Annotated in this window: 22 protein-coding genes; 7 read left to right on the top strand and 15 right to left on the bottom strand. The window is 67.2% G+C overall.

What is annotated here, in order from left to right:
* Nucleotides 1-12 precede the first annotated feature (12 nt).
* A complete protein-coding gene (gene mmsB, locus AU198_RS01185; RefSeq protein ID WP_064345633.1) occupies nucleotides 13-888 on the top strand; it encodes a 3-hydroxyisobutyrate dehydrogenase in 876 nt (291 codons plus the stop codon).
* 7 nt (nucleotides 889-895) lie between these two features.
* On the opposite strand, the gene AU198_RS01180 is transcribed toward mmsB, so the two are convergent.
* Both AU198_RS01180 and AU198_RS01175 read right to left on the bottom strand, forming a co-directional pair.
* Nucleotides 896-1,591, bottom strand: a complete 696-nt coding sequence (locus AU198_RS01180; RefSeq protein ID WP_064345632.1) for a nitroreductase family protein — start codon at nucleotides 1,589-1,591, stop codon at nucleotides 896-898.
* A 44-nt stretch (nucleotides 1,592-1,635) separates the two neighbouring features.
* A complete protein-coding gene (locus AU198_RS01175; protein WP_064345631.1) occupies nucleotides 1,636-2,448 on the bottom strand; it encodes an HAD family hydrolase in 813 nt (270 codons plus the stop codon).
* 126 nt (nucleotides 2,449-2,574) lie between these two features.
* On the opposite strand from AU198_RS01175, the gene AU198_RS01170 reads away from it, so the two are divergent.
* Together AU198_RS01170 and AU198_RS01165 are read left to right on the top strand one after the other, a co-directional pair.
* The gene (locus tag AU198_RS01170; protein ID WP_064345630.1) at nucleotides 2,575-3,237 is read left to right on the top strand and encodes a response regulator; all 663 of its coding nucleotides are present in this window, start codon (nucleotides 2,575-2,577) and stop codon (nucleotides 3,235-3,237) included.
* The gene (locus tag AU198_RS01165; RefSeq protein WP_064345629.1) at nucleotides 3,234-4,472 is read left to right on the top strand and encodes a GAF domain-containing sensor histidine kinase; all 1,239 of its coding nucleotides are present in this window, start codon (nucleotides 3,234-3,236) and stop codon (nucleotides 4,470-4,472) included. The genes AU198_RS01170 and AU198_RS01165 overlap by 4 nt, the downstream gene beginning before the upstream one ends.
* Before the next feature lie 6 nt (nucleotides 4,473-4,478).
* Here AU198_RS01165 and AU198_RS01160 read toward each other — a convergent pair whose 3' ends face one another.
* Entirely contained in the window at nucleotides 4,479-4,955 is a 477-nt protein-coding gene (locus AU198_RS01160) for a MarR family winged helix-turn-helix transcriptional regulator (protein ID WP_064345628.1), read from the bottom strand.
* An 88-nt stretch (nucleotides 4,956-5,043) separates the two neighbouring features.
* Between AU198_RS01160 and AU198_RS01155 the strand changes: the two genes are divergently transcribed.
* Nucleotides 5,044-6,000, top strand: coding sequence for an NmrA/HSCARG family protein (locus AU198_RS01155; RefSeq protein ID WP_231744533.1), 957 nt, complete (start codon nucleotides 5,044-5,046; stop codon nucleotides 5,998-6,000).
* A gap of 16 nt (nucleotides 6,001-6,016) precedes the next feature.
* Here AU198_RS01155 and AU198_RS01150 read toward each other — a convergent pair whose 3' ends face one another.
* Nucleotides 6,017-6,925 carry a manganese catalase gene (locus tag AU198_RS01150; protein WP_064345626.1) on the bottom strand — a complete coding sequence of 303 codons (909 nt, stop codon included), beginning with the start codon at nucleotides 6,923-6,925 and terminating at the stop codon, nucleotides 6,017-6,019.
* A 179-nt stretch (nucleotides 6,926-7,104) separates the two neighbouring features.
* Here AU198_RS01150 and AU198_RS01145 point away from each other — a divergent pair, with 179 nt between their 5' ends.
* On the top strand, nucleotides 7,105-7,821 hold the full coding sequence (locus AU198_RS01145) for a hemerythrin domain-containing protein (RefSeq protein WP_353612074.1): 717 nt from the start codon (nucleotides 7,105-7,107) through the stop codon (nucleotides 7,819-7,821).
* Here the strand turns inward: AU198_RS01145 and AU198_RS01140 are convergent.
* The 8 genes from AU198_RS01140 to AU198_RS26520 form a co-directional block, all read right to left on the bottom strand.
* A complete protein-coding gene (locus tag AU198_RS01140; RefSeq protein WP_064345624.1) occupies nucleotides 7,818-8,330 on the bottom strand; it encodes a MarR family winged helix-turn-helix transcriptional regulator in 513 nt (170 codons plus the stop codon). The genes AU198_RS01145 and AU198_RS01140 overlap by 4 nt on opposite strands.
* A 39-nt stretch (nucleotides 8,331-8,369) precedes the next feature.
* Nucleotides 8,370-9,404, bottom strand: coding sequence for a pyridoxal phosphate-dependent aminotransferase (locus AU198_RS01135; RefSeq protein WP_064345991.1), 1,035 nt, complete (start codon nucleotides 9,402-9,404; stop codon nucleotides 8,370-8,372).
* Nucleotides 9,404-10,414: a 3-oxoacyl-ACP synthase III family protein gene (locus tag AU198_RS01130; RefSeq protein ID WP_064345623.1), complete on the bottom strand. Its 1,011-nt coding sequence runs from the start codon at nucleotides 10,412-10,414 to the stop codon at nucleotides 9,404-9,406. Before AU198_RS01130 ends, AU198_RS01135 begins: the two co-directional genes overlap by 1 nt.
* 7 nt (nucleotides 10,415-10,421) lie before the next feature.
* Nucleotides 10,422-11,087 carry a DUF8713 domain-containing protein gene (locus tag AU198_RS01125; RefSeq protein WP_064345622.1) on the bottom strand — a complete coding sequence of 222 codons (666 nt, stop codon included), beginning with the start codon at nucleotides 11,085-11,087 and terminating at the stop codon, nucleotides 10,422-10,424.
* Entirely contained in the window at nucleotides 11,068-12,774 is a 1,707-nt protein-coding gene (locus AU198_RS01120; protein ID WP_064345621.1) for a thiamine pyrophosphate-binding protein, read from the bottom strand. Before AU198_RS01120 ends, AU198_RS01125 begins: the two co-directional genes overlap by 20 nt.
* Nucleotides 12,775-12,844: 70 nt before the next feature.
* Nucleotides 12,845-13,570, bottom strand: a complete 726-nt coding sequence (locus AU198_RS01115; RefSeq protein WP_064345620.1) for an anti-sigma factor family protein — start codon at nucleotides 13,568-13,570, stop codon at nucleotides 12,845-12,847.
* Nucleotides 13,567-14,082, bottom strand: a complete 516-nt coding sequence (locus AU198_RS01110) for a sigma-70 family RNA polymerase sigma factor (RefSeq protein ID WP_064345619.1) — start codon at nucleotides 14,080-14,082, stop codon at nucleotides 13,567-13,569. The genes AU198_RS01115 and AU198_RS01110 overlap by 4 nt, the downstream gene beginning before the upstream one ends.
* A 62-nt stretch (nucleotides 14,083-14,144) precedes the next feature.
* Entirely contained in the window at nucleotides 14,145-14,606 is a 462-nt protein-coding gene (locus AU198_RS26520; protein WP_064345990.1) for a MarR family winged helix-turn-helix transcriptional regulator, read from the bottom strand.
* Nucleotides 14,607-14,762: 156 nt separating this feature from the next.
* On the opposite strand from AU198_RS26520, the gene AU198_RS01100 reads away from it, so the two are divergent.
* Nucleotides 14,763-15,194, top strand: a complete 432-nt coding sequence (locus AU198_RS01100; protein WP_064345989.1) for a Fur family transcriptional regulator — start codon at nucleotides 14,763-14,765, stop codon at nucleotides 15,192-15,194.
* A gap of 12 nt (nucleotides 15,195-15,206) precedes the next feature.
* Nucleotides 15,207-16,697 carry a catalase gene (locus tag AU198_RS01095; RefSeq protein WP_156431439.1) on the top strand — a complete coding sequence of 497 codons (1,491 nt, stop codon included), beginning with the start codon at nucleotides 15,207-15,209 and terminating at the stop codon, nucleotides 16,695-16,697.
* A gap of 15 nt (nucleotides 16,698-16,712) precedes the next feature.
* On the opposite strand, the gene map is transcribed toward AU198_RS01095, so the two are convergent.
* Genes map through secY form a run of 3 tightly spaced genes read right to left on the bottom strand, consistent with a single transcriptional unit; the run spans nucleotide 16,713 to nucleotide 19,398 of the window.
* Nucleotides 16,713-17,507, bottom strand: coding sequence for a type I methionyl aminopeptidase (map, locus tag AU198_RS01090; RefSeq protein WP_064345618.1), 795 nt, complete (start codon nucleotides 17,505-17,507; stop codon nucleotides 16,713-16,715).
* 5 nt (nucleotides 17,508-17,512) lie between these two features.
* Nucleotides 17,513-18,061, bottom strand: coding sequence for an adenylate kinase (locus AU198_RS01085; RefSeq protein ID WP_064345617.1), 549 nt, complete (start codon nucleotides 18,059-18,061; stop codon nucleotides 17,513-17,515).
* Nucleotides 18,058-19,398: a preprotein translocase subunit SecY gene (secY, locus tag AU198_RS01080; RefSeq protein WP_064345616.1), complete on the bottom strand. Its 1,341-nt coding sequence runs from the start codon at nucleotides 19,396-19,398 to the stop codon at nucleotides 18,058-18,060. Before secY ends, AU198_RS01085 begins: the two co-directional genes overlap by 4 nt.
* Nucleotides 19,399-19,428 lie beyond the last annotated feature (30 nt).

Here is a 19,428-nt window from a genome sequence, read left to right as displayed (position 1 = left end):
GAGAGGTCATCAATGACGACGATCGCGTTCTTGGGCCTGGGCAACATGGGCGGGCCGATGGCGGCGAACCTGGCGGCCGCCGGCCAGACGGTTCACGGCTTCGACCCCCAGCCCGCGCTCAAATCGGCCGCCGCCGAGCGGGGCGTGTCGGTATTCGACAGCGGCGCCGAAGCGGTCGGCGACGCCGAGGTCGTAATCACCTCGCTGCCCAACGGCGACATCGTGAAAGCCTGCTACGCCGAAGTGCTTCCCGCAGCCAAGGGCGACGCGCTGTTCATCGACACCTCCACCATCTCCGTCGACGACGCGCGCACCATCCACCAGCAGGCCCTCGAGCGCGGCTTCGCGCAGCTCGACGCCCCGGTGTCGGGCGGGGTGAAGGGCGCCACCGCGGGCACGCTGGCATTCATGGTCGGCGGTGAGGACGCCGCAGTTGAACGCGCCCGGCCTGTACTCGAACCGTTGGCGGGCAAGATCATTCACTGCGGCGCCTCCGGCACCGGCCAGGCCGCAAAGCTCTGCAACAACATGGTGCTCGCGGTGCAGCAGATCGCGATCGGCGAGGCATTCGTCCTCGCCGAGAAGCTGGGCCTGTCGGCGCAGTCCCTATTCGACGTGATCACCGGAGCCACCGGCAACTGCTGGGCTGTTCACACTAATTGCCCTGTGCCAGGACCGGTTCCGGCCTCGCCTGCCAACAACGACTTCAAACCCGGCTTCGCGACCGCGTTGATGAACAAGGACCTCGGCCTGGCCATGACCGCGGTCGAGTCGACGGGTTCGAATGCGCCGCTGGGCAGCCACGCCGCGGAGATCTACAAGACCTTCGCCGCCGACCATGCCGAGAAGGACTTCAGCGCGGTGATCGAGTTCCTGCGCGGCAGCTGACCCGACGTCACCGAGCGTCGGCGTCGACCCAGGCGCGCTCGCCGTACTTGTCGAGGTGGGCCACCTGTTCGACCGGCTTGCGCGTCGTCGGCCCGTACCGGCCACGCGGCCAGCCCAGGGGCACGACGCAGATGGGTGTCACGGTCAGCGGCAGGCCCAGGGTTCGCCGGGCCGATGTCACGCTCCACAGCGGCAGGGTGATCAGCGACGCACCCAGCCCCATTGCCCGCGCAGCGAGCAGCAGGTTCTGCACGCTGGGATAGATCGACCCGAAGAACGACGACTCGCCGACGAACGGCGACGGCATGTACGGCACCCGCCCACCTCCGCGCAGGCACGGCACGACGAGGACCGGAATCTCACTGAAATGGTCGACCTGCCACTGCACGGCCCGCAGGATCTTCTGCATCGATTCGTCGCCGGCGGTGAGACGCCGGCCGATCCCGCCGTACAGCGACCAGGCTTGGCGATAACGCTTGCCGAGCTGATCCTTGACGGCCTGGTCCTTCACCACGATGAACTCCCAGTTCTGCCCGTTCGACCCCGTGGGGGCCCGCAGCGCCAGCTCGATGCATTTCAGGACGACGGCGTCGTCGACCGGGTCGGGAAGGACGCGGCGCACGGCACGCTGGGTCATCATCGCGTCGATCAGCGGCATGTCGAGCCGGGCGAGCGCTTCTTCGGTGCTGGGAATCTCGGCCATGAGTCGAAGCTACCGCCGGCCGGCGCGGGCCGGGCCAGCCGCTACTACGCGGCCGTCGGCTTACGGCTACGCGACCAGCCGGCGTGCAGGCGCTGGCAATCGACGAGGCGCAGCGGGTTGGTGCCGCCGTAGTCGGGGCGCACCGCCACCGCGGCCGGGATGTCGGGGGTGCCCTCCCCCGTGATCACCAGCGTCGGCATCCCGGCGGCGTTGGCCGCGCGCAGCCCCGAGGCCGAACCGGTGACGGCGAACGCGTCGTCGGCCGACAGGCCGAGTTCCCACAGCGCGTGCCGGTGTGCCTCCGGATCGGGCATCGGCTTGACGATGTCCTCGGCGGCGACCACGACCTCGACGAGGCCCTCGCCGACGAGTTGGCGCACCAGCGGCTCGGCCCAGCCGCGTTGACCGTTCACCACGACGGCGACCTGCACGCCGGCACCGACGGCATCCATCACGAAGTCGACCAGCCCGGCGCGCGGCGTCAGGTCGCGCTCGAGGATCAACTCGTCGAACAGCATGGTCTTGGTGGTGTAGATCTCGTCTGCCAGCAGTTTGGTGAGCACGTCGGCCTCGGTGGCCACGCACCGCTTGCGAAGCTCGGCGGCGACCCTCTGGCGCTCGTCGGTAAGCGCGAGCAACTGCCGATACCGCGGCACCGACCACTGGAAATCCAGGCCGTGCGTCGTGAAGGCCGCGTTGTAGGCGACCCGGTGACCGTCACATTCGATGTCGGTCAGTGCGTCGAGGTCGAACACCAGACCCCGTACTGCACAGCCCGAACCCGGCCCGGGACCCGCAGGGGCACCCTCCCACCAGAACCGGCCCGCGCGCCACGTCGTCTCCTGCGTTGTCGGCATATGTAGAGGGTGGCCCTCATCACAGCCTCGGGCCTCCCCCAATCGGGGGATCGTCGGTGCCGATTCGGACCCGCCGGGCCCCGCCGACATGCCTTACCTGGGAAATGGCACCTCTAAGGTAGGTGCATGCCGAGCAGCCCACCGGTGCGTCTTGTGCTGGTCGACGACCACGAGATGGTCATCGAGGGCCTCAAGGCCATGCTGGCGGCGTTCGCCGACCGCGTCCAGGTCGTCGGGCAGGCCGTCGGCGCCGAGCGCGCGGTCGCGGTCATCGACGATCTCGATCCCGACATCGTGCTGTGCGACGTGCGGATGCAGGGCGCGAGCGGCCTGGACCTGTGCGCCGAACTGCGCGAACGCAACGCCTCCCGCAAGATCGTCATGCTGTCGGTCTACGACGACGAGCAGTACCTGTTTCAGGCCCTTCGCGTCGGGGCTTCCGGATATCTGCTCAAGAGCATCAGCAGCGACGAACTGGTGCGGCAGTTGGAGTTCGTCCATCGCGGCGAGACCGCGATCGACCCGGGCATGGCCGCGCGGGCCGTCGACACCGCGGCGCGGCTTCAGCGCGACGAGTTCTGGCCGGGTGCGCGCCAGGGTTTGACCCAGCGCGAGAGTGAGATCCTCTCGCTCGTCGTCAACGGGCTGTCCAACCGGGCGATCGCGGCCAAGCTGGTGATCGGCGACGAGACGGTCAAAACCCACCTCAGCTCGATCTACCGCAAGCTCGGTGTCAGCGACCGCACCGGCGCCGTCGCGACGGCCCTGCGTGAGGGAATCTTCAAGTGACCACGGAATCGGGTCCGTCGGACGCGGTACGGGAGCTGAGCCAGTACGCGCTGGCCGCCGACCGCGAACTGGCACTGCTGCGCGAACTGATCCAGGCCGCGTCCAAGGGCCCGGGTGTCGAACCCCTGGCCGCCGCGGCCGCGCGGATGATCACCGCGGCCACCGCCAGCGACGTGTGCTTCGTCCACGTCCTCGACGACAGCGACCGGTCGCTGACGCTGGCGGGCGCCACACCACCCTTCGACGCCGCGATCGGCAAGATCAGACTTCCTTTGGGACAAGGCATCTCGGGCTGGGTCGCCAGCCACCGCGAGCCGGTGGTGATCACCCAGGACAAGGAATCCGATCCGCGCTACATGCCGTTCCAGTCGCTGCGGGGCAGCGATTTCACATCGATGGTGTCGGTGCCGATGGAGACCGATCCCGGCGGCCTGGTCGGCGTGCTCAACGTGCACACCGTCGAGCGCCGCGAGTTCACCGAGCGCGACGTCGAGCTGCTGGTGGTGATCGGGCGGCTGATCGCAGGGGCCATGCACCAGGCCCGGCTGCACCGGCAGCTCGTGGCGCGCGAGCGGGCGCACGAGAACTTCGTCGAGCAGGTGATCGAGGCCCAGGAACTCGAACGGCGAAGGCTGGCAGGCGACATCCACGACGGTATCTCGCAGCGGCTGGTGACGTTGTCCTACCGACTGGACGCCGCGACCCGATCCGACGACCCCGCGATCGTCGCCGAACAGCTCGGTAAGGCACGCGAGTTGGTCGACCTGACACTGCAGGAGGCCCGCGCGGCGATCAGCGGGCTGCGCCCGCCGGTCCTCGACGACCTCGGGCTGGCCGGCGGACTGGCCAGCCTCGCCAGGTCGATACCGCAGATCGGCATTGAGGTGGATCTGGTCGAGCGCCGCCTGCCCGACCACATCGAGCTCGCGCTGTACCGCATCGCCCAGGAGTGCCTGCAGAACGTCGTCAAACACGCCAAGGCCACCTCGGCCCGGCTGATGTTCGCCGTCGACCCCGGCGACAGCGGCGACGTCGCGCGTCTCGAAATCATCGACGACGGAGTCGGTTTCGACACCTTCGAGCATCCGTTGGGCGGTGACGACATGGGCGGCTACGGCCTGCTGTCGATGGCCGAGCGCGCCGAGATCGTCGGCGGCCGGCTCAACATCCGCTCGCGCCCGGGAGCGGGGACCGCGGTGACGGCGACCATCCCGTTGCCGTCGGTACCGGAGTAGGGCCGATCACTTCAGGGTGCAATCCGTCGCCAGATGTTCCTCGATCGCGGCGATCACGTCTTCGGACACTTCGCGAATCGCTGCCAGGCGTTTCGGGCCGAGCACGTCGATGAACAACTCCCGCACCCGCGCGGCATTGGCGGGTGCCGACGCCTTGATCGCGTCACGCCCGGTCTCGGTCAGCACGATGTCCGGATAACGGGCCCCTGAGTCTTCGCGGCGGATCATTCCGCGCTTCTCCATCCGCCGCAGGTGGTGCGACAAACGGGTCTTCTCCCAGTGGGTGGCCCTGCCCAGTTCATAGGCGCGCATCCGGCCCTTCGGCGCCTCGGACAGGTTGACCAGGATCTCGAAATCGGAGTCCGACAGCCCGAATTCCCGCTGCAGGTGGGCTACCAGGTGACGCTCCAGCCCGTGCCGCATCGCCACGAATGCGCGCCACGCATCCAGTTCTTCCTGCGACAGCCGCCCTTTTCCAGCCATGTCGCCGATCCTAGCGCATTAGGTTGACATATCAACCCGCTGCGCTACCGTAGGTTGGGTTGACGTATCAACCTAGAAGGAGATGACCATGTCGCAGCAAGTGATCACCGTTGTGGGAGCCACCGGTAAGCAGGGCGGTGGGCTCGCACGAGCGATCCTCACCGATCCGGACCGGCAATTCCGGGTGCGCGCGATCACGCGCAACCCGCAGTCGGCGCAGGCCAGGCACCTGGCCGACGCCGGCGCGGAAGTGGTCGAGGCCGACCTCTACGACTCCGCCAGCCTGGAGCGCGCATTCGACGGCGCCTCAGCGGCGTTCGTCGTCACGAATTACTGGGCGGACCGGACCGCAGAAGAACAAGCCCGACGCACCCGCGCGGAATCCGAGTTGTACCAGGCCGAAACGGCGGCGCGCGCGGCCAAGTCGGCGGGTGTGGCACACGTCGTCTGGTCGACGCTCGAGGACACCCGGGACCACTTCGGTGACGACGACCGGGTGCCGACCGTCGAGGGACGGTACAAGGTGCCGCACTTCGACGCCAAGGCAGAAGCGGACGGCTTCTTCACCGATTCCGCTGTGCCGACGACGTTTCTGCGCACCGCTGGGTTCTACGAGGGGTTCACCGCCGACCTGCAACCGGTGCGCGTCGACAGCGGCGAACTCGTGCTGACCCTGCCGATGGCGGACCGGCCGATGGCCGCGATCGCTGTGGAGGACATCGGCCGCACCGCGCTGGGCATCTTCAAGCGCGGTACGGAATTCATCGGCAAGACGGTGAGCATCGCCGGTGACCACTTGACCGGCGACCAGTTCGCCGCGGAACTCTCGACGCTGCACGGAGAACCGGTGCTCTATCGGCCGCAGGCCTGGGACGAGTTGCGCGCGCTGGGCTTCCCCGGCGCCGTCGAGATAGCCAACATGTTCCAGTACTACGCCGAAGACTGCGAACGGTTCATCGCGGTGCGCGACCTGGACTTCGTGCGGACGCTCAATCCCGATCTGCAGTCATTCGGCGAATGGGTGGCGCGGCAGAAAGCGGCATGACAGGTACCACGAACGGTTACGTCTTGTCCGGGTCGACCGCGTCCTTGAGCTTGCCCATCAGACCTTTCTCGGTGCCGAACGACGGCGTGCGGGGCTCGCCCCACGAACCGTCGTAGGTGACATAGAGCTTCGGGTCCGGTGGCGGGCCATGTTGCAAGTCGCCCAACGGTTGTGGATCGGCCAGGAACTGACCGGTGTGACGGCCGTCGGGCAGCGGGCCGATCCAGCGACCCTTGTCGGAGTCGGCGCCGTCGGACAGGTGCCACAGCGTGCTGGCGTGCTCCTCGAACTCCTCGTCGAACAGGTCGTTGGGGGCCACCACACCCTCCAATCCATCGGATTGCAGTTCCTCGATCGCGGCCAGCCACATGTTCTGGTGGTAGGTGTCGCGGGCGAGGTTGAACTTCAGCATCGCCTTGACGCCGGGATCGTCGGTCATATGCCACAGCCGCGCCGTCTGCACCCGCCCCTGCGCCTCGGCCGCCACATTGGCGTGGAAGTCGGCGAGCAGATTACCCGACGCCACAACATATTTGCCGTTCCACGGAGCACCCTGGCTGTCCGACAGCGTCGGCGCGCCGCCGGAGACGATCGCTTGTTGGGGATCCATACCGCCCATCACGGCAGCCACCACCGGATCCCCGAGCGCATTCTCGGTGGCGTCGGTGGCCGGCGCGCTCTCCAAGAGGCGGGCGATCATGGTGGCGATCATCTCGACGTGACCGATCTCCTCGGTCGCGATATCCATGATCAGGTCCTTGTATTTGCCCTTCATGCGACAGTTCCAGCCCTGCATCAGGTACTGCATGGTCACCGTCATCTCGCCGAACGCGCCACCGAGGAGTTCCTGAAGTTTCTTGGCGTACACGGGGTCGGGCTTTTCGGGTTTCACATCGAATTGCATGTAGTCGGTATGTCGGAACATCGATACTCCGAATCAGTGGCTGGAACCGGCCTCAGCGGCCGCGGTCGCCGCACGATGGCTATACGGTCCCGTCGCCATACCCCGGCAGAAGTGCGGGAAACACATCTGCGGAGACGAATTTGAGAGGTTTGGCCCTCACGTCGTCGGGCATCACGTGGGCCCATGAAGGGAGAACCATGATGCAGTCGCTGGCAGAGCAGACCGTCGCACAACTCGGCGGCCCGCACAGTGTGTTGGCCCGCCAGAAGCGCGACCACATCGAACTCGACCGATTGATCGAAAGTGCCGATACGGCAACCGGAAATGACCGCGCCGAGTACCTCACGCGGCTTTGCCGGCTGGTGTTCCCGCACGCGTTCGCCGAGGAGTCGGTGCTTTGGCCGGCGATCCGGCGATGGGTGCCCGAAGGCGAGCAGTTGACGCTGGAGATCGAACGCGAACACCAGGAGATCAACGAGCTGTTCGCCGAGCTGGAGAAGCTCGACGTGGACAGCCCCGAGCATCGTCAGTTGTGGCACCGCATCGTCGCGTTGCTGCGCGAGGACGTCCGCGACGAAGAGGACCGGCTGCTGCCGATGCTGCAGCAGCGCATGTCGCCTCGCGCGCTGGTGGCGCTGGGCTGGGTGTGGGAGGCGACACGTCGCACCTCGCCGACACGCCCCCACCCTGTCGTTGCCCGCCGCCCGCCCGGCAACGTCGCGGCCGCCGCACCGCTCACGGTGCTGGACCGGGCCCGCGACCGGCTCGACCGGATGAGCCGCGGCTCCGCCGGCCAACTCGGCGGCGTGAGCACCTCGCTGAGCGCGGCGCTGGCCCGCGTCGGCGGCATGATCGAACGCGTCCCCCCGCTGACCCGTGGTGAGGACCCGAGCACCCACAGCGGCCGGACGCGTTAGAAGTCCCCGGAGTTGCGGCGCAGCGTCTGGATCGAGTTCGCCAGGGCCCGTGACTCGGCGCTCGACATCCCGATGTCGGCGAAGACCTCGTTGTTCAGCGTCACCGTGGCGTCCTCGACGGTCGAGCGGCCGAGGTCGGTGATCCGCACCAGCGTGGTACGCCCGTCGGTCGGATGGGGAATCCGCTCGACCAGGCCATCGCCCTCCAACCGCCGGATTGCGTGCGTGACGCTGGTGACGTGCACCTGCAGCCGGTCGGAGGCCTTGGTGATCGGTAGCGCACCGTCGCGGCTGAACGCCAGCAGCCTGAGCAACTCGAACCGCGAGAAGCTCAGGTCGTAGGGCCGAAGGGCGCTTTCGACGCGGGCCAGCAGGATCTGGTGGGCCCGCATCACCGACGTGACCGCGACCATGCCGTCGGCGACCTCACCCCACCCGGAGCGCACCCAGTTGGCCCGCGCGAGCGCGATCGGGTCGCGGTCGTCCTGCCGCGGCGGTTGGGAGGCCACGCCCCTTCATACCGCATCGGCCGACGCGGTCAGCAGATTTCAGCGCATGGCCTGGGCTACCGCCGCCACCACGGCGCGGGTGGATCTGCGGTCTCCCACGGTGATGCGCACGCCGCCGTCGGCGTAGTGGCGGACACGCACCCCGCTCGCCTCGAAGAACTGTCCCCAGCCCGTCCCGCAGTCCGGCACGTAGACGAAGTTGGCGTGACTTTCGGTGCTGTAGACACCCATCGACCGCAAGCGCATGCGCAGGTACCGACGCTCGCTGGTGATCATCCGGATGCGTTGACACAGTTCGGCTTCCGCATCGAACGATGCCGCCACCGCGACGAGCGCGGTGATCGCGACGCCGAACGGCAGTTGCATGCTCCACAGTCGGCGAGCCAGCCGAGGCGCGCAGAAGCCGTATCCGATGCGGAGCCCGGCCAACCCGTAGGCCTTCGAAAACGTCCGCAACACCACCACATTGGGGTATCGCGCCACCAATCCGACGGCGTCGATCCGGCACTCCGGCGCCAGGAACTCCGCGTAGGCCTCGTCGAGCAGGACCACTGTCTCGGGCGACAGGTGCCGAATGAACCGCTCGAGGTCGGCCGCATGCTCGATGGTGCCGGTCGGGTTGTGCGGACGGCACACCACCACGACCCTCGCATCCACCGCGGCCGACGCCATCGCGTCGAGATCATGGTGACCGTGTGCGTCCAATGGAACCGGAACGGATTCCAGCCGCGCCATCTGCGCGAAGATCGGATATCCGTCGAACGTCGGCGAGGCCATGGCGATTCGGTCGCCGGGATCTGTCACCGCATGCAGCACCTGCATGATCACCCCGGTCGCACCGGCCCCCACCACCACCTGCTCGTCGCCCAGACCCGTGTGTGCGGCGATCAGGGAGCGCAGCCGCTCGGGAAGATACTCCGGATACCGGTTGGCCACCTCGATCGAGGCGCTCAGCGCCGAACGCACGGACGGCAGCGGCGGAAAGGGATTCTCGTTGAGCGACAGCGCCATCGGGTTCAACGCGGTGGGTAACGCACCGACTGCCTCGGTTCCGCTGCGCCTCGGTTCGGTCATCAGCCGCGACCGCCCCACCGCACCGCGGCCGCCCCCGCGAAATCACCGGCATGGGCGAACGCCGCCATCAACACAACGCCACCCGCTTCGAGCCTGCCGCGCTCGATCGCACGATCCAGGTTGACCGGAATACCCGCGGCGAACAAGTTGCCACACGCGTCGAAGGTGTCGACGTGACGCTCGGGCGGGAGTTCGAGCGCTTCGCGCCAGTTGCGCAGGAACACCCGGTTCGGCTGGTTGGTGACGAACAGGTCCAGATCGGGGGGTTTGACGCCGATGCGGTCGCAGACGGCGTACGACACCTCGGGAACCTGCCGGTTGCCCCGCGCCAGCACCTTGGTGATCTTGCTCTCGGTGAAACCGATGTAACCCTCACCGGGCCCCGGCTGCCACCACTTGCGCGGTGGGTCGGAGGCGACGGTCATATCGCCCGCGAACTCGCCGTAGGTGCGGCATTCGACGTCGAGGATCGGTGACTGGTCGGAGACCGCCACCAGGCCGACGGCCGCACCGTCGCCGGGTACCGCCGCCTGCGCCTTGCGCCGCACCCCGGGCTGGTCGAACGCCTGGCCCGCAGCGTTCTGCGCGACGGCGACCAGCGCCGTGCGCCCCGCGCCCGACGACAGCAGTTGCCGCGCCACCTGCAGACCCAATACGAACGCCGCGCAGCCGCCGTTGTGCAGATCGAGCACCCATGTGGGCTTCATGCCGAGTCGGTGCGCCATGGCACCGCCGCCACCGTAGAACGGCACGTCGGGCATCTGGGTGTGGGTGATCAGTACGTCGGCGCCGGCGACGGCGTCCTGGCCGTGACGTTCGATCAGGCCGACGGCCGCGCGCTCGACCATGTCGACGGCGGTCTCGTCGGGCGCGACGTGGTGACGGAACCTGGGCGCGCGAAACATCATGTTGTCCCGCAGATCGTCGGATTCGGCGAACTGCGCATAGTATTCGGCGCCGATCGGCTCACCCGGCAGGTATGTCGAGACGTCGAGAAGGCTGACGGTCATACCGAACTCACCTCATCCAACCGGGCGTCACGGCAAGGCCGTTGCGATGCCGGTACTCGGCGATCGCCTTGAGATTGCGCAACTCGAGCAGATGGCCTGGACCGAACATGTCCCAGAAATCGCCCACCCATACGGGTCGCTCGGGCGGGGCCGACTCCGGATACGGATTGCGGTCGTAGAACGGGTGATGACAGTTGGTCCACAACACCACCGAACCGGGCTTGTCGAACACGACCTGCGCATCGACGACACGCATCAGGTAGATCATCCACAGGTGCCTGCCCTGATCCCACGCACAGTGGTAATCCACTGTCATGGCTGCCTCGTTGGCGACCGTGCGAGTGAAGATCTGCGTCTGCGAACCCAGCCGGTCATAGGCCACCCACAGTCCTGGTTCCTCGGTGGGGGTGAAACCGCGCAAGCTGTATGTCCATTCCTCCAGACACCGCGTGTCCGACAGGTATTCGAACAATTCGTCTGGCGGACAGTCGATGTAGTCGTTGACGGTGCAGTACTCGCCGTAGACGTAGTCGTGCGGATAGACCGACCGCATCATCTCCATGATGACCGGTGTGGCCTTCTCGCGAGGCGACGTCTCGATGCGAATGAGGCCGTCCAGCGGCTCCACAGTGCCGCGATGGGCGGTGATGTCGTCAAGGGCGGGCAGGGACATGGGTCCGGATCTCCTCTACGGCAGGCGGTTTGGCGTTGGTTCGGTCGAGGAACGCCGCGAACGGGGGTATCTCGTCGGCAGAACACTCGATGCCGATGACGGCGGGGCCGTCGGTCTCGAGTGCGTCAGTGAGCGCGGCGGGCAGCTTCTCGATGTCCTCGATGTCGGCCGTGGGCAGTCCCGGGAACATCGCGCTCAGCCCGGCCCCCAACCGGCTCGGCCCGAACCGGTTGTAGCTGTAGCGATCGCCGTAGAACATCTGCTCGCGGGTCAGACACATCGCATGCGCGTGGTTGTCGAACAGGAGGAAGGTCACCGGCAGCCCGTACTCCCGCGCGGTGTGAATCTCCATACCGTGCATCAGGAAGCTGCCATCGCCTGCTATCACCAGTGTCCGTCTGCCCCGGCCGAAGGCCATTCCGATTCCGGCACCGAAGCTGTAGCCCATGCCCCCCATGCCGAGCGCGACGACGAAGCGGCCGTCGCGCCGCGCCGGCAGGTGATGAATCGCCGCCGCCCCGATGTTGCCCGCGTCGACCACGATGTCCACTCCGTCGGGCAACGTCGCGTCGAGCGCGGTCATCGCGTCGCGATAGCGGACGCCGGGTCCGTGATGGGGCGGCGGCTGTAACTCGTGACGCGTGACCGCGTCGGGAACCCGCACGTGCGCAGGCCGGCCCGCCCCCGACAGCGCGTCGGTGAGCGCCCGCAGCGAGGTCCGGAGATCGTCGGTGTGCGCGTGTGTGCACGCAAAATACGGTGGAGCGGAACCGATCGAGACCACGGGCACCGAAGCCAGGGCATCCTCGAGGCCGGCCCGCGCCGTGACCGTCATCCTGGTTCCCACCAGCAGGCACAAGCCGCTGTCGGCGAGGGCCGAGGCGATGGTCGGATGACCCATGACTCCCGTCACGCCCAGCGCTGACGACGATCCCATCCCCGGTGTGCCCGCCACGTCTTTGGCGTCGGGCGCGGTGGCCACCCGGGCGCGCAGCAGCGCCCGCAGCGCCTCGAGTTCGGCGCGTGCCTCGTCGCGGGCAACCTGTTCTCCCGCGATGATCGTGACGGGGCCCGCGACCCGGCGAAGCGCCCGCGCGATCACCTGCGGGGCAGGCGGTTGCACGCCGGTGCGCTCGCCGACCACCACACCGCCGTTGACGGGCAGCTCAGCTTGTTGAATGTCCTTGGGCAGCAACAGCACCGAGGGCCCTCGCCGGGCCCGCGCGGCCTCGATCGCGGTGGGAAGTGCGGTCACGATGTCCGCGGGCGCGAGTACCCGCCGACAGTGCACCGACACCGTCGAGAACAGCGCGTGCGCATCGAGTGCCCCGTTGCGGCCGCTGGTGTCCTGGAACGCACCCCGCCCGTCGAGCGCGGTCGGCGACTGCCCGATCAGCGCCAGCACCGGCACGCGGCTGGCGAGTGCCTCCCCCAGCGCGGGAACGGTGTTCAAGCAGCCGCCCCCCGATGTCGCCGCCACCACGCCGAGGCCGCAGCCGCCGCGGCTGTAGCCGTCGGCCATGGTGGCCGCGGAGAACTCGTGTTTGGCGAGCACGGTGTCGATGTCGGAACGGAAGTGCGCCGCGTCGTAGAGGTCTTCGATGTTGGCGCCGTCGACACCGAAGACGAAGCGCACGCCGATCGCCGCAAGGTACTCGACGATGTGGTCGACGACCCGATGGCCCATTGCTCACCTGCTTTCGGACTTCACGAGTGACACGGCGCCCGGGCACGTGAGGTTCATCGACTCAGCACATTCACAGCGAACGTTCGAGAAGCACTTCACCGGAGTCGGGTGAAACCAGTTGCACGGCAGCGATTTCGTTCATCTGCATCGGCGTGGTGGCGCTCGGCAGTGCGGTGGCGCCCGACACCCCCAGCCATGTCGCCACCTGGTTGCGGCTGCCGTCATGTCCCACGACGACCATCCCCAGGTTCTGCGGCGGCGCATCGCGTCGGCCCCAGTCGCCGTAGGTGCACGCCATGTCGATTCGGGTGCCCCAGCCGTATCCCGTCATCGAGATGGTCGCGTTGATCGGCGTCTCCGAAACCTTCGTCATCTCCAGTTGCTGTCCCGTCGCCTGAGGCGGTGCGCCGGTCTGCAACCCGAACGTCTCCGGTCGGACCGCGACCACGATGCCGATCGCCAACAGCGCGGCGGCCACACCGATCGCGGCCGAGGCCATCCACCGCGACCGCCTGCGTCGTGCACGCACCGTGTCCAACAGCCCGCCCAGCAGCTCCGGCGGAGGCTCGGCCTGCGCCGGCGTCAGGCCGTCGAACTCGGCGGCTTCCACCCCGCTCAGCAGGGGGGGAATGTCGCGCAGTTCGGCAACAGCGGCCGTGCAGCGCTCACACGTTGCAAGATGTGCCTCGAACTCGCGGCGCTCCTGTTCCGGTAGCGAACCCAGGACGTAGGCGGCGTCCCACGTCGCGTACCGGTCGTCGTCCACGCGGCCGAGGACTGGTTCGAATGCCGTCACCGCGTCACCCCCATCTCCTCCAGCCTGAGCTTGAGCGCACGTACCCCGTAGTGCAGCCGTGACTTCACGGTGCCTTCGGCGATGTGGAGGTCGGCGGCGATCTGCGCCGTGGTCCAGCCCTGGTAATACGCGCGACGGATGACCGCGCGGTGGTCCTCGGACAGCTCACCGATGGCTTCGCCGAGCATCATTCGGTTCAACGCAGCCTCCACCTCGTCGGGCCCGGCCCGGTCCGCGGTCGTCTCCATGTCGGCGGTGCCGGATTCGCTGCGAAAGCGTGCACTGCGCGTCTCGTCGATGATCAGGTTGCGGGCGACGGTGAACAGCCATGCCCGCGCTGACCTCGAGGCGTCGGCAGTCACCTCGGGGTGTCGCCACGCCCGCAGTAGCGTCTCCTGCACCACATCCTCCGCCCGGGCCGTATCGCCGGTCAGCCGGACCGCATAGCGCCAGATTGCGGCGGCGTGCTCGGCATAGAGCACCCGCATGACGGTCGCTTCCGGGTCGTCCAATATCAACCTCCGCTGTAGACACGAGGTTGGCGGTCATCCGGTTCAGTATCGGCGCTGCGCCCTCACAACGGGACGGAGTTGCGCCGGGCGCCGGCTTGGCCGTCGGCGAACCGCTCATGCAGGGTGCGCAGCACTGCCGCACACGCCGCACGCTCGGCCGGATCGATGTGGTCCAGCACCCGGGCGAGTTCGCGGCGACGACGAGCAGTCACCTGTCGCACCAGTTTGCGCCCCTGGGCGGTCAGTTCCAGCGTGACGACGCTACGGTTGGACGGATCCGAGCCGCGCACCAGGTGACCCGACGCATGTAGCCGGTCGGCCAATCGTGTCACCGTGGACCCGACCACGCCGAGCGCCTTGGCGCATTCCGTCGACGTCGACCGGCCATGCTGCTGCAACACCGCCAGCAACCGGAACTGTGGCAGCGAGACGTCGACCTCTTCGACACTGCGCAGCGCCAGACCCACCAGGTCCCGGGCCGCGGCCTCGAACGCCGTCAACTCTTCTTTCGGTGTCTTGGTCACATCGGTATTCCGCGCGCGTGCATGCCGGAAGTATCGCACGCAGCCGCGCTCGATCAGCACAGCCGACCTCCAGGTATTGCGTTTCGCAAGCCTTGCATAATGCAAATGTTTGAGGCACACTGGATTCTTGACTGGTTCAAGAATTCGGAGGGCGGCATGTCCGTGACTCGCTGGCACGAGGAGCTGCGGGCCGCCGGGCTGCGTGTCACCAAACCGCGACTCGCGGTGCTCACCGAGGTGCAGAAGCATCCGCACGCCGACGTCGAAGAGATCGCCGCCGGCGCACGCCGGCGCATCGGATCCCTGTCGACACAAGCGGTTTACGACGTGCTCTACGCCCTTACCGGCGCGGGCCTGTTACGCCGCGTCGAGCCGGCCGGCTCACGCGCCCGCTTCGAACTGCAGACCGGCGACAACCATCACCACGTCGTCTGTCGATCCTGCGGCGCCATCGACGACATCGACTGCGCCACTGGGCGAGCCCCGTGCCTACATGCCGACGGCGCCACCGGCTACGTGATCGACGAGGCCGAAGTGACTTTCTGGGGCCTGTGCCCCGACTGCAACGGCAGCACACAACCCACCTGAATGGAGATTCCCATGACCGCTTCGAAATTCGGCTCTACGACCGGTACCGGCGCACCGGCCGCCAGTGACCGCAACACGCTCAGCGTCGGCTCCAACGGACCACTCGTCCTGCACGACGTGCATTTCCTGGAGCAGATGGCGCATTTCAACCGCGAACGGGTGCCCGAACGCAGCCCGCACGCCAAGGGGTCGGGCGCCTTCGGCGTTTTCACGGCCACCGAGGACGTCTCGCAGTTCACGAAGGCCGCGCTGTTCCAGAAGGGCGCGAAAACCGATCTGCTGATCCGGTTTTCGACCGTGGCCGGCGAGCAGGGCAGCCCGGACACATGGCGCGACGTACGCGGCTACTCGCTGAAGTTCTACACCTCTGAAGGCAACTACGACCTGGTCGGCAACAACACACCGATCTTCTTCGTGCGCGACCCGATGAAGTTCCCCCACTTCATCCGTAGCCAGAAGCGGCTGCCGGACTCTGGTCTGCGGTCGTCGCAGATGCAGTGGGATTTCTGGAGTTTGAACCCCGAGTCCGCCCACCAGGTGACCTACTTGATGGGTGAGCGCGGCCTGCCGCGGACCTGGCGCCACATGAACGGCTACGGCTCGCACACCTACATGTGGGTCAACGCCGCCGGCGAGAAGTTCTGGGTGAAGTACCACTTCCACACCGACCAGGGTCTGGAGTTCCTCACCAACGCCGAGGCCGCCGCGCTGGCCGGTGAGGACAGCGACTTTCACCGCCGGGACCTCTTCGATGCGATCAACCGCGGCGAGCACCCGAGCTGGCGGCTCTCGGTGCAGGTGATGCCCTACGCCGAGGCGGCCGACTACCGGTTCAACCCCTTCGACCTGACCAAGGTGTGGCCGCACGCGGACTACCCGCTCATTCCGGTCGGCACCTACACGCTCAACCGCAACCCGGAGAACTTCTTCGCCCAGATCGAACAGGCGGCGTTCTCCCCCGGCAACACCGTGCCGGGTATCGGGCTGTCACCGGACAAGATGCTGCTCGGTCGCGCGTTCGCCTACAGCGACGCACAGCGCAACCGCATCGGCACCAACTTCCACCAGCTGCCGGTGAACCAGCCGCGCGACGGCGTTCCGATGAACTCCTACATGTTCGACGGCCAGATGGCCTACCACCACTCGGGCGCGGCACCGGTGTACGCGCCCAACAGCGGCGGCCGGCCGTGGTCGGACACCACCGGCCCGGCCGAGGACGGCTGGGAGGCAGACGCCGAACTGGTCCGCTCGGCCTACTCACTGCACGCCGAGGACGACGACTTCGGGCAGGCCGGGACGATGGTGCGCAAGGTGTGGAACGACGCGCAACGCACCGCGGCGGTCGAAACCATCGCGGGCAGCCTCGAGGGGGTCACCGGCGAGGTGCTCGACCGGTCGCTGGACTACTGGCGCAATGTCGACGACGACCTCGGGGCCCGCATCGAGAAGGCCGTGCGGGCCGACGCCGTGAGCCAGCCGGTCCAGGGCATGGGTGAGGGCTGAGACTCGGCAGGCGGCTTACTGAGTGAGGATACGTGGCCCGTCCTCGGTGACGGCCACGGTGTGCTCCCAGTGGGCCGCCCGTGAGCCGTCGGCGGTGACGACGGTCCACTCGTCCTCGAGAACCACCGTCTTGGTGGTGCCCAACGTCAGCATCGGCTCGATGGCCAACACCGACCCGACCGCCAGATGGGGACCGCGGCCGGGAGCGCCCTCGTTGGGCAGGAACGGGTCCATGTGCATCTGCCGACCGATGCCGTGACCGCCGTAGCCGTCGACGATGCCGAATTTACGGCCGTACCGCTTCTCGGCGGCGCGCGTCGCGGTCTCGATGGCGTGAGAGACATCGGTGAGCCGGTTTCCGGCCACCATCGCCGAAGCGCCGGCCTCCATGGCCTCCTTGGTGGCCTGCGACAACGCCTCGTCGATCGGGATCAGCGTCCCGACACCGAACGTGATCGCCGAGTCGCCGTGCCAGCCGTCGACGATCGCCCCACAGTCGATGGACACCAGGTCCCCGGGCGCCAAGATCTCTTCTGCAGACGGAATGCCGTGCACGACACGGTCATTGACCGAAGCGCAGATGCTCGCCGGGTAGCCGTGATAGCCGAGGAAGGACGGCACGCCTCCGCCGTCGCGAATCACCGATTCGGCGACCTCGTCGAGTGCCGATGTGGACACTCCGGGGGCGGCGGCCTGACGGACCGCGGCGAGGGCAGACGCCACCAGGGCTCCCGCGACGGCCATCGCGTCGAGTTCACCGGGGGTGCGCTGCGGGACGACCTTGCGTCCGCGCAGGCCCATCAGGCCCATATCCGCTACTTACCGAGGGCCTGCAGAGCGCGCGCGAAAACCTCGTCGAGGGCGCCGACCGCGTCGACCTGCTGCAGGTTGTTGCTGCTGTAGTACTCGAGCAGCGGGTAGGTCTCGTCGCGATAGACCTGCATGCGGTTGCGGATCACGTCTTCGGTGTCGTCTTCGCGGCCGCGGGACTTGAGGCGTTTGAACAGCTCGTCCTCGGAGACCTTGAACTCCAGCACCGCGTCGAGCTTGGTGTCGTGGCGCTTGAGCATGTCGTCCAGGGCCTTGGCCTGCTCCACGGAGCGGGGGTAGCCGTCGAGAATGAACCCGTCGACCGCGTCCGGCTGTTCGATGCGGTCCTCGACCAGCTTGTTCGTCAGCTCGGAGGGCACCAGGTCGCCCGCGTCGAGATACCTCTTGGCTTCCAGCCCCAACGGCGTGCCGTCGCCGATGTTCTTGCGGAACAGGTCGCCCGTCGAGATCTGCGGAATGCCGAGCTTCTCGGAGAGCTTCTGGGCCTGTGTCCCCTTGCCGGCGCCGGGCGGTCCGAGCAGAACGACTCTCACTTCAGGAACCCTTCGTAATTGCGCTGCATCAGCTGGCTCTCGATCTGTTTGACGGTATCCAAGCCAACCCCGACCAGGATCAGGACGCCCACACCACCGAACGGCAGGTTCTGCACGGGCCCGCTGCTCCCGACGGAGAGGAACAGGTTCGGCAACACGGCGATCAGACCCAGGTAGATCGAACCCGGAAGGGTGATCCGGCTCAGCACGTAACGCAGGTAGTCCGCGGTCGGCTTACCCGGCCGGATGCCGGGGATGAAGCCGCCGAACTTCTTCATCTCGTCGGCCCGCTCATCCGGATTGAACGTGATGGAGACGTAGAAGTAGGTGAAGAACACGATCAACGCGAAGTAGACCGCGATATAGGCCAGGCTGCTGGGATCTGTGAGGTAGTTCGCGACGAACGTGTTCCACCAGTTGGTGCTGTTCGGGTTGGAACTGCCGCTCTGGATGAGCTGCGTGATGAGCTGCGGGATGTAGATCAGCGACGAGGCGAAGATCACCGGGATGACGCCCGCCTGGTTCACCTTCAACGGCAGGTACGTCGACGTGCCGCCGTACATCTTGCGGCCGACCATTCGCTTGGCGTACTGGACCGGGATCCGGCGCTGGCCCTGCTCGACGAACACCACGCCGACGATGATCGCCAGCGCACCGGCGCAGACCAGTGCGAACACCAGGCCGCCGCGGCTCTCGAGGATGGTCTGACCCTCACCGGGAATCGCCGAGGCGATGCTCGCGAAGATGATCAGCGACATGCCGTTGCCGATGCCGCGCTCGGTGACCAGCTCACCCATCCACATCACCAGCGCCGCGCCGGCGGTCATCACGAGCACCATGACGACGAGGGTGAAGATGTTCAACCCCTCGCTCTGGCCCTGGATGATGTCCAGCGAGCAGCCTTGAAGCAGGCCCCCGTTGGCCGCCAGCGCCACGATGCTGGTGCTCTGCAGGATGGCCAGCGCGATCGCCAGATAGCGGGTGTACTGCGTCATCTTGGCCTGGCCGGACTGGCCTTCTTTACGCAGCTGCTCGAACCGCGGGATCACCACGGTCAGCAACTGCACGATGATGCTCGCGGTGATGTAGGGCATCACACCGACGGCGAACACCGACAACTGCAGCAAAGCGCCGCCGGAGAACAGGTTGATCAGCGAGTAGATCTGGCCGGACTCACCCCCGGTGACCTCCGCGATGCACTCCTGCACGTTCGGGTAGTTCACTCCCGGAGACGGGATGGCGGCGCCGACCCGGTAAAGGATCACGATGCCCAGGGTGAACAGGATCTTTCGCCTCAGGTCGACCGTCCTGAGTGAAGAGATGAAAGCCGAAAGCACTCTTCCTCCTGCGCAGCCGGCCTGTTGATC

This window comes from Mycobacterium sp. GA-1199 (assembly GCF_001500045.1).
Lineage (GTDB): Bacteria > Actinomycetota > Actinomycetes > Mycobacteriales > Mycobacteriaceae > Mycobacterium.
The sequence above is the reverse complement of the archived record's forward strand: the minus strand, read 5'-3'. Positions and strand labels throughout refer to the sequence as shown.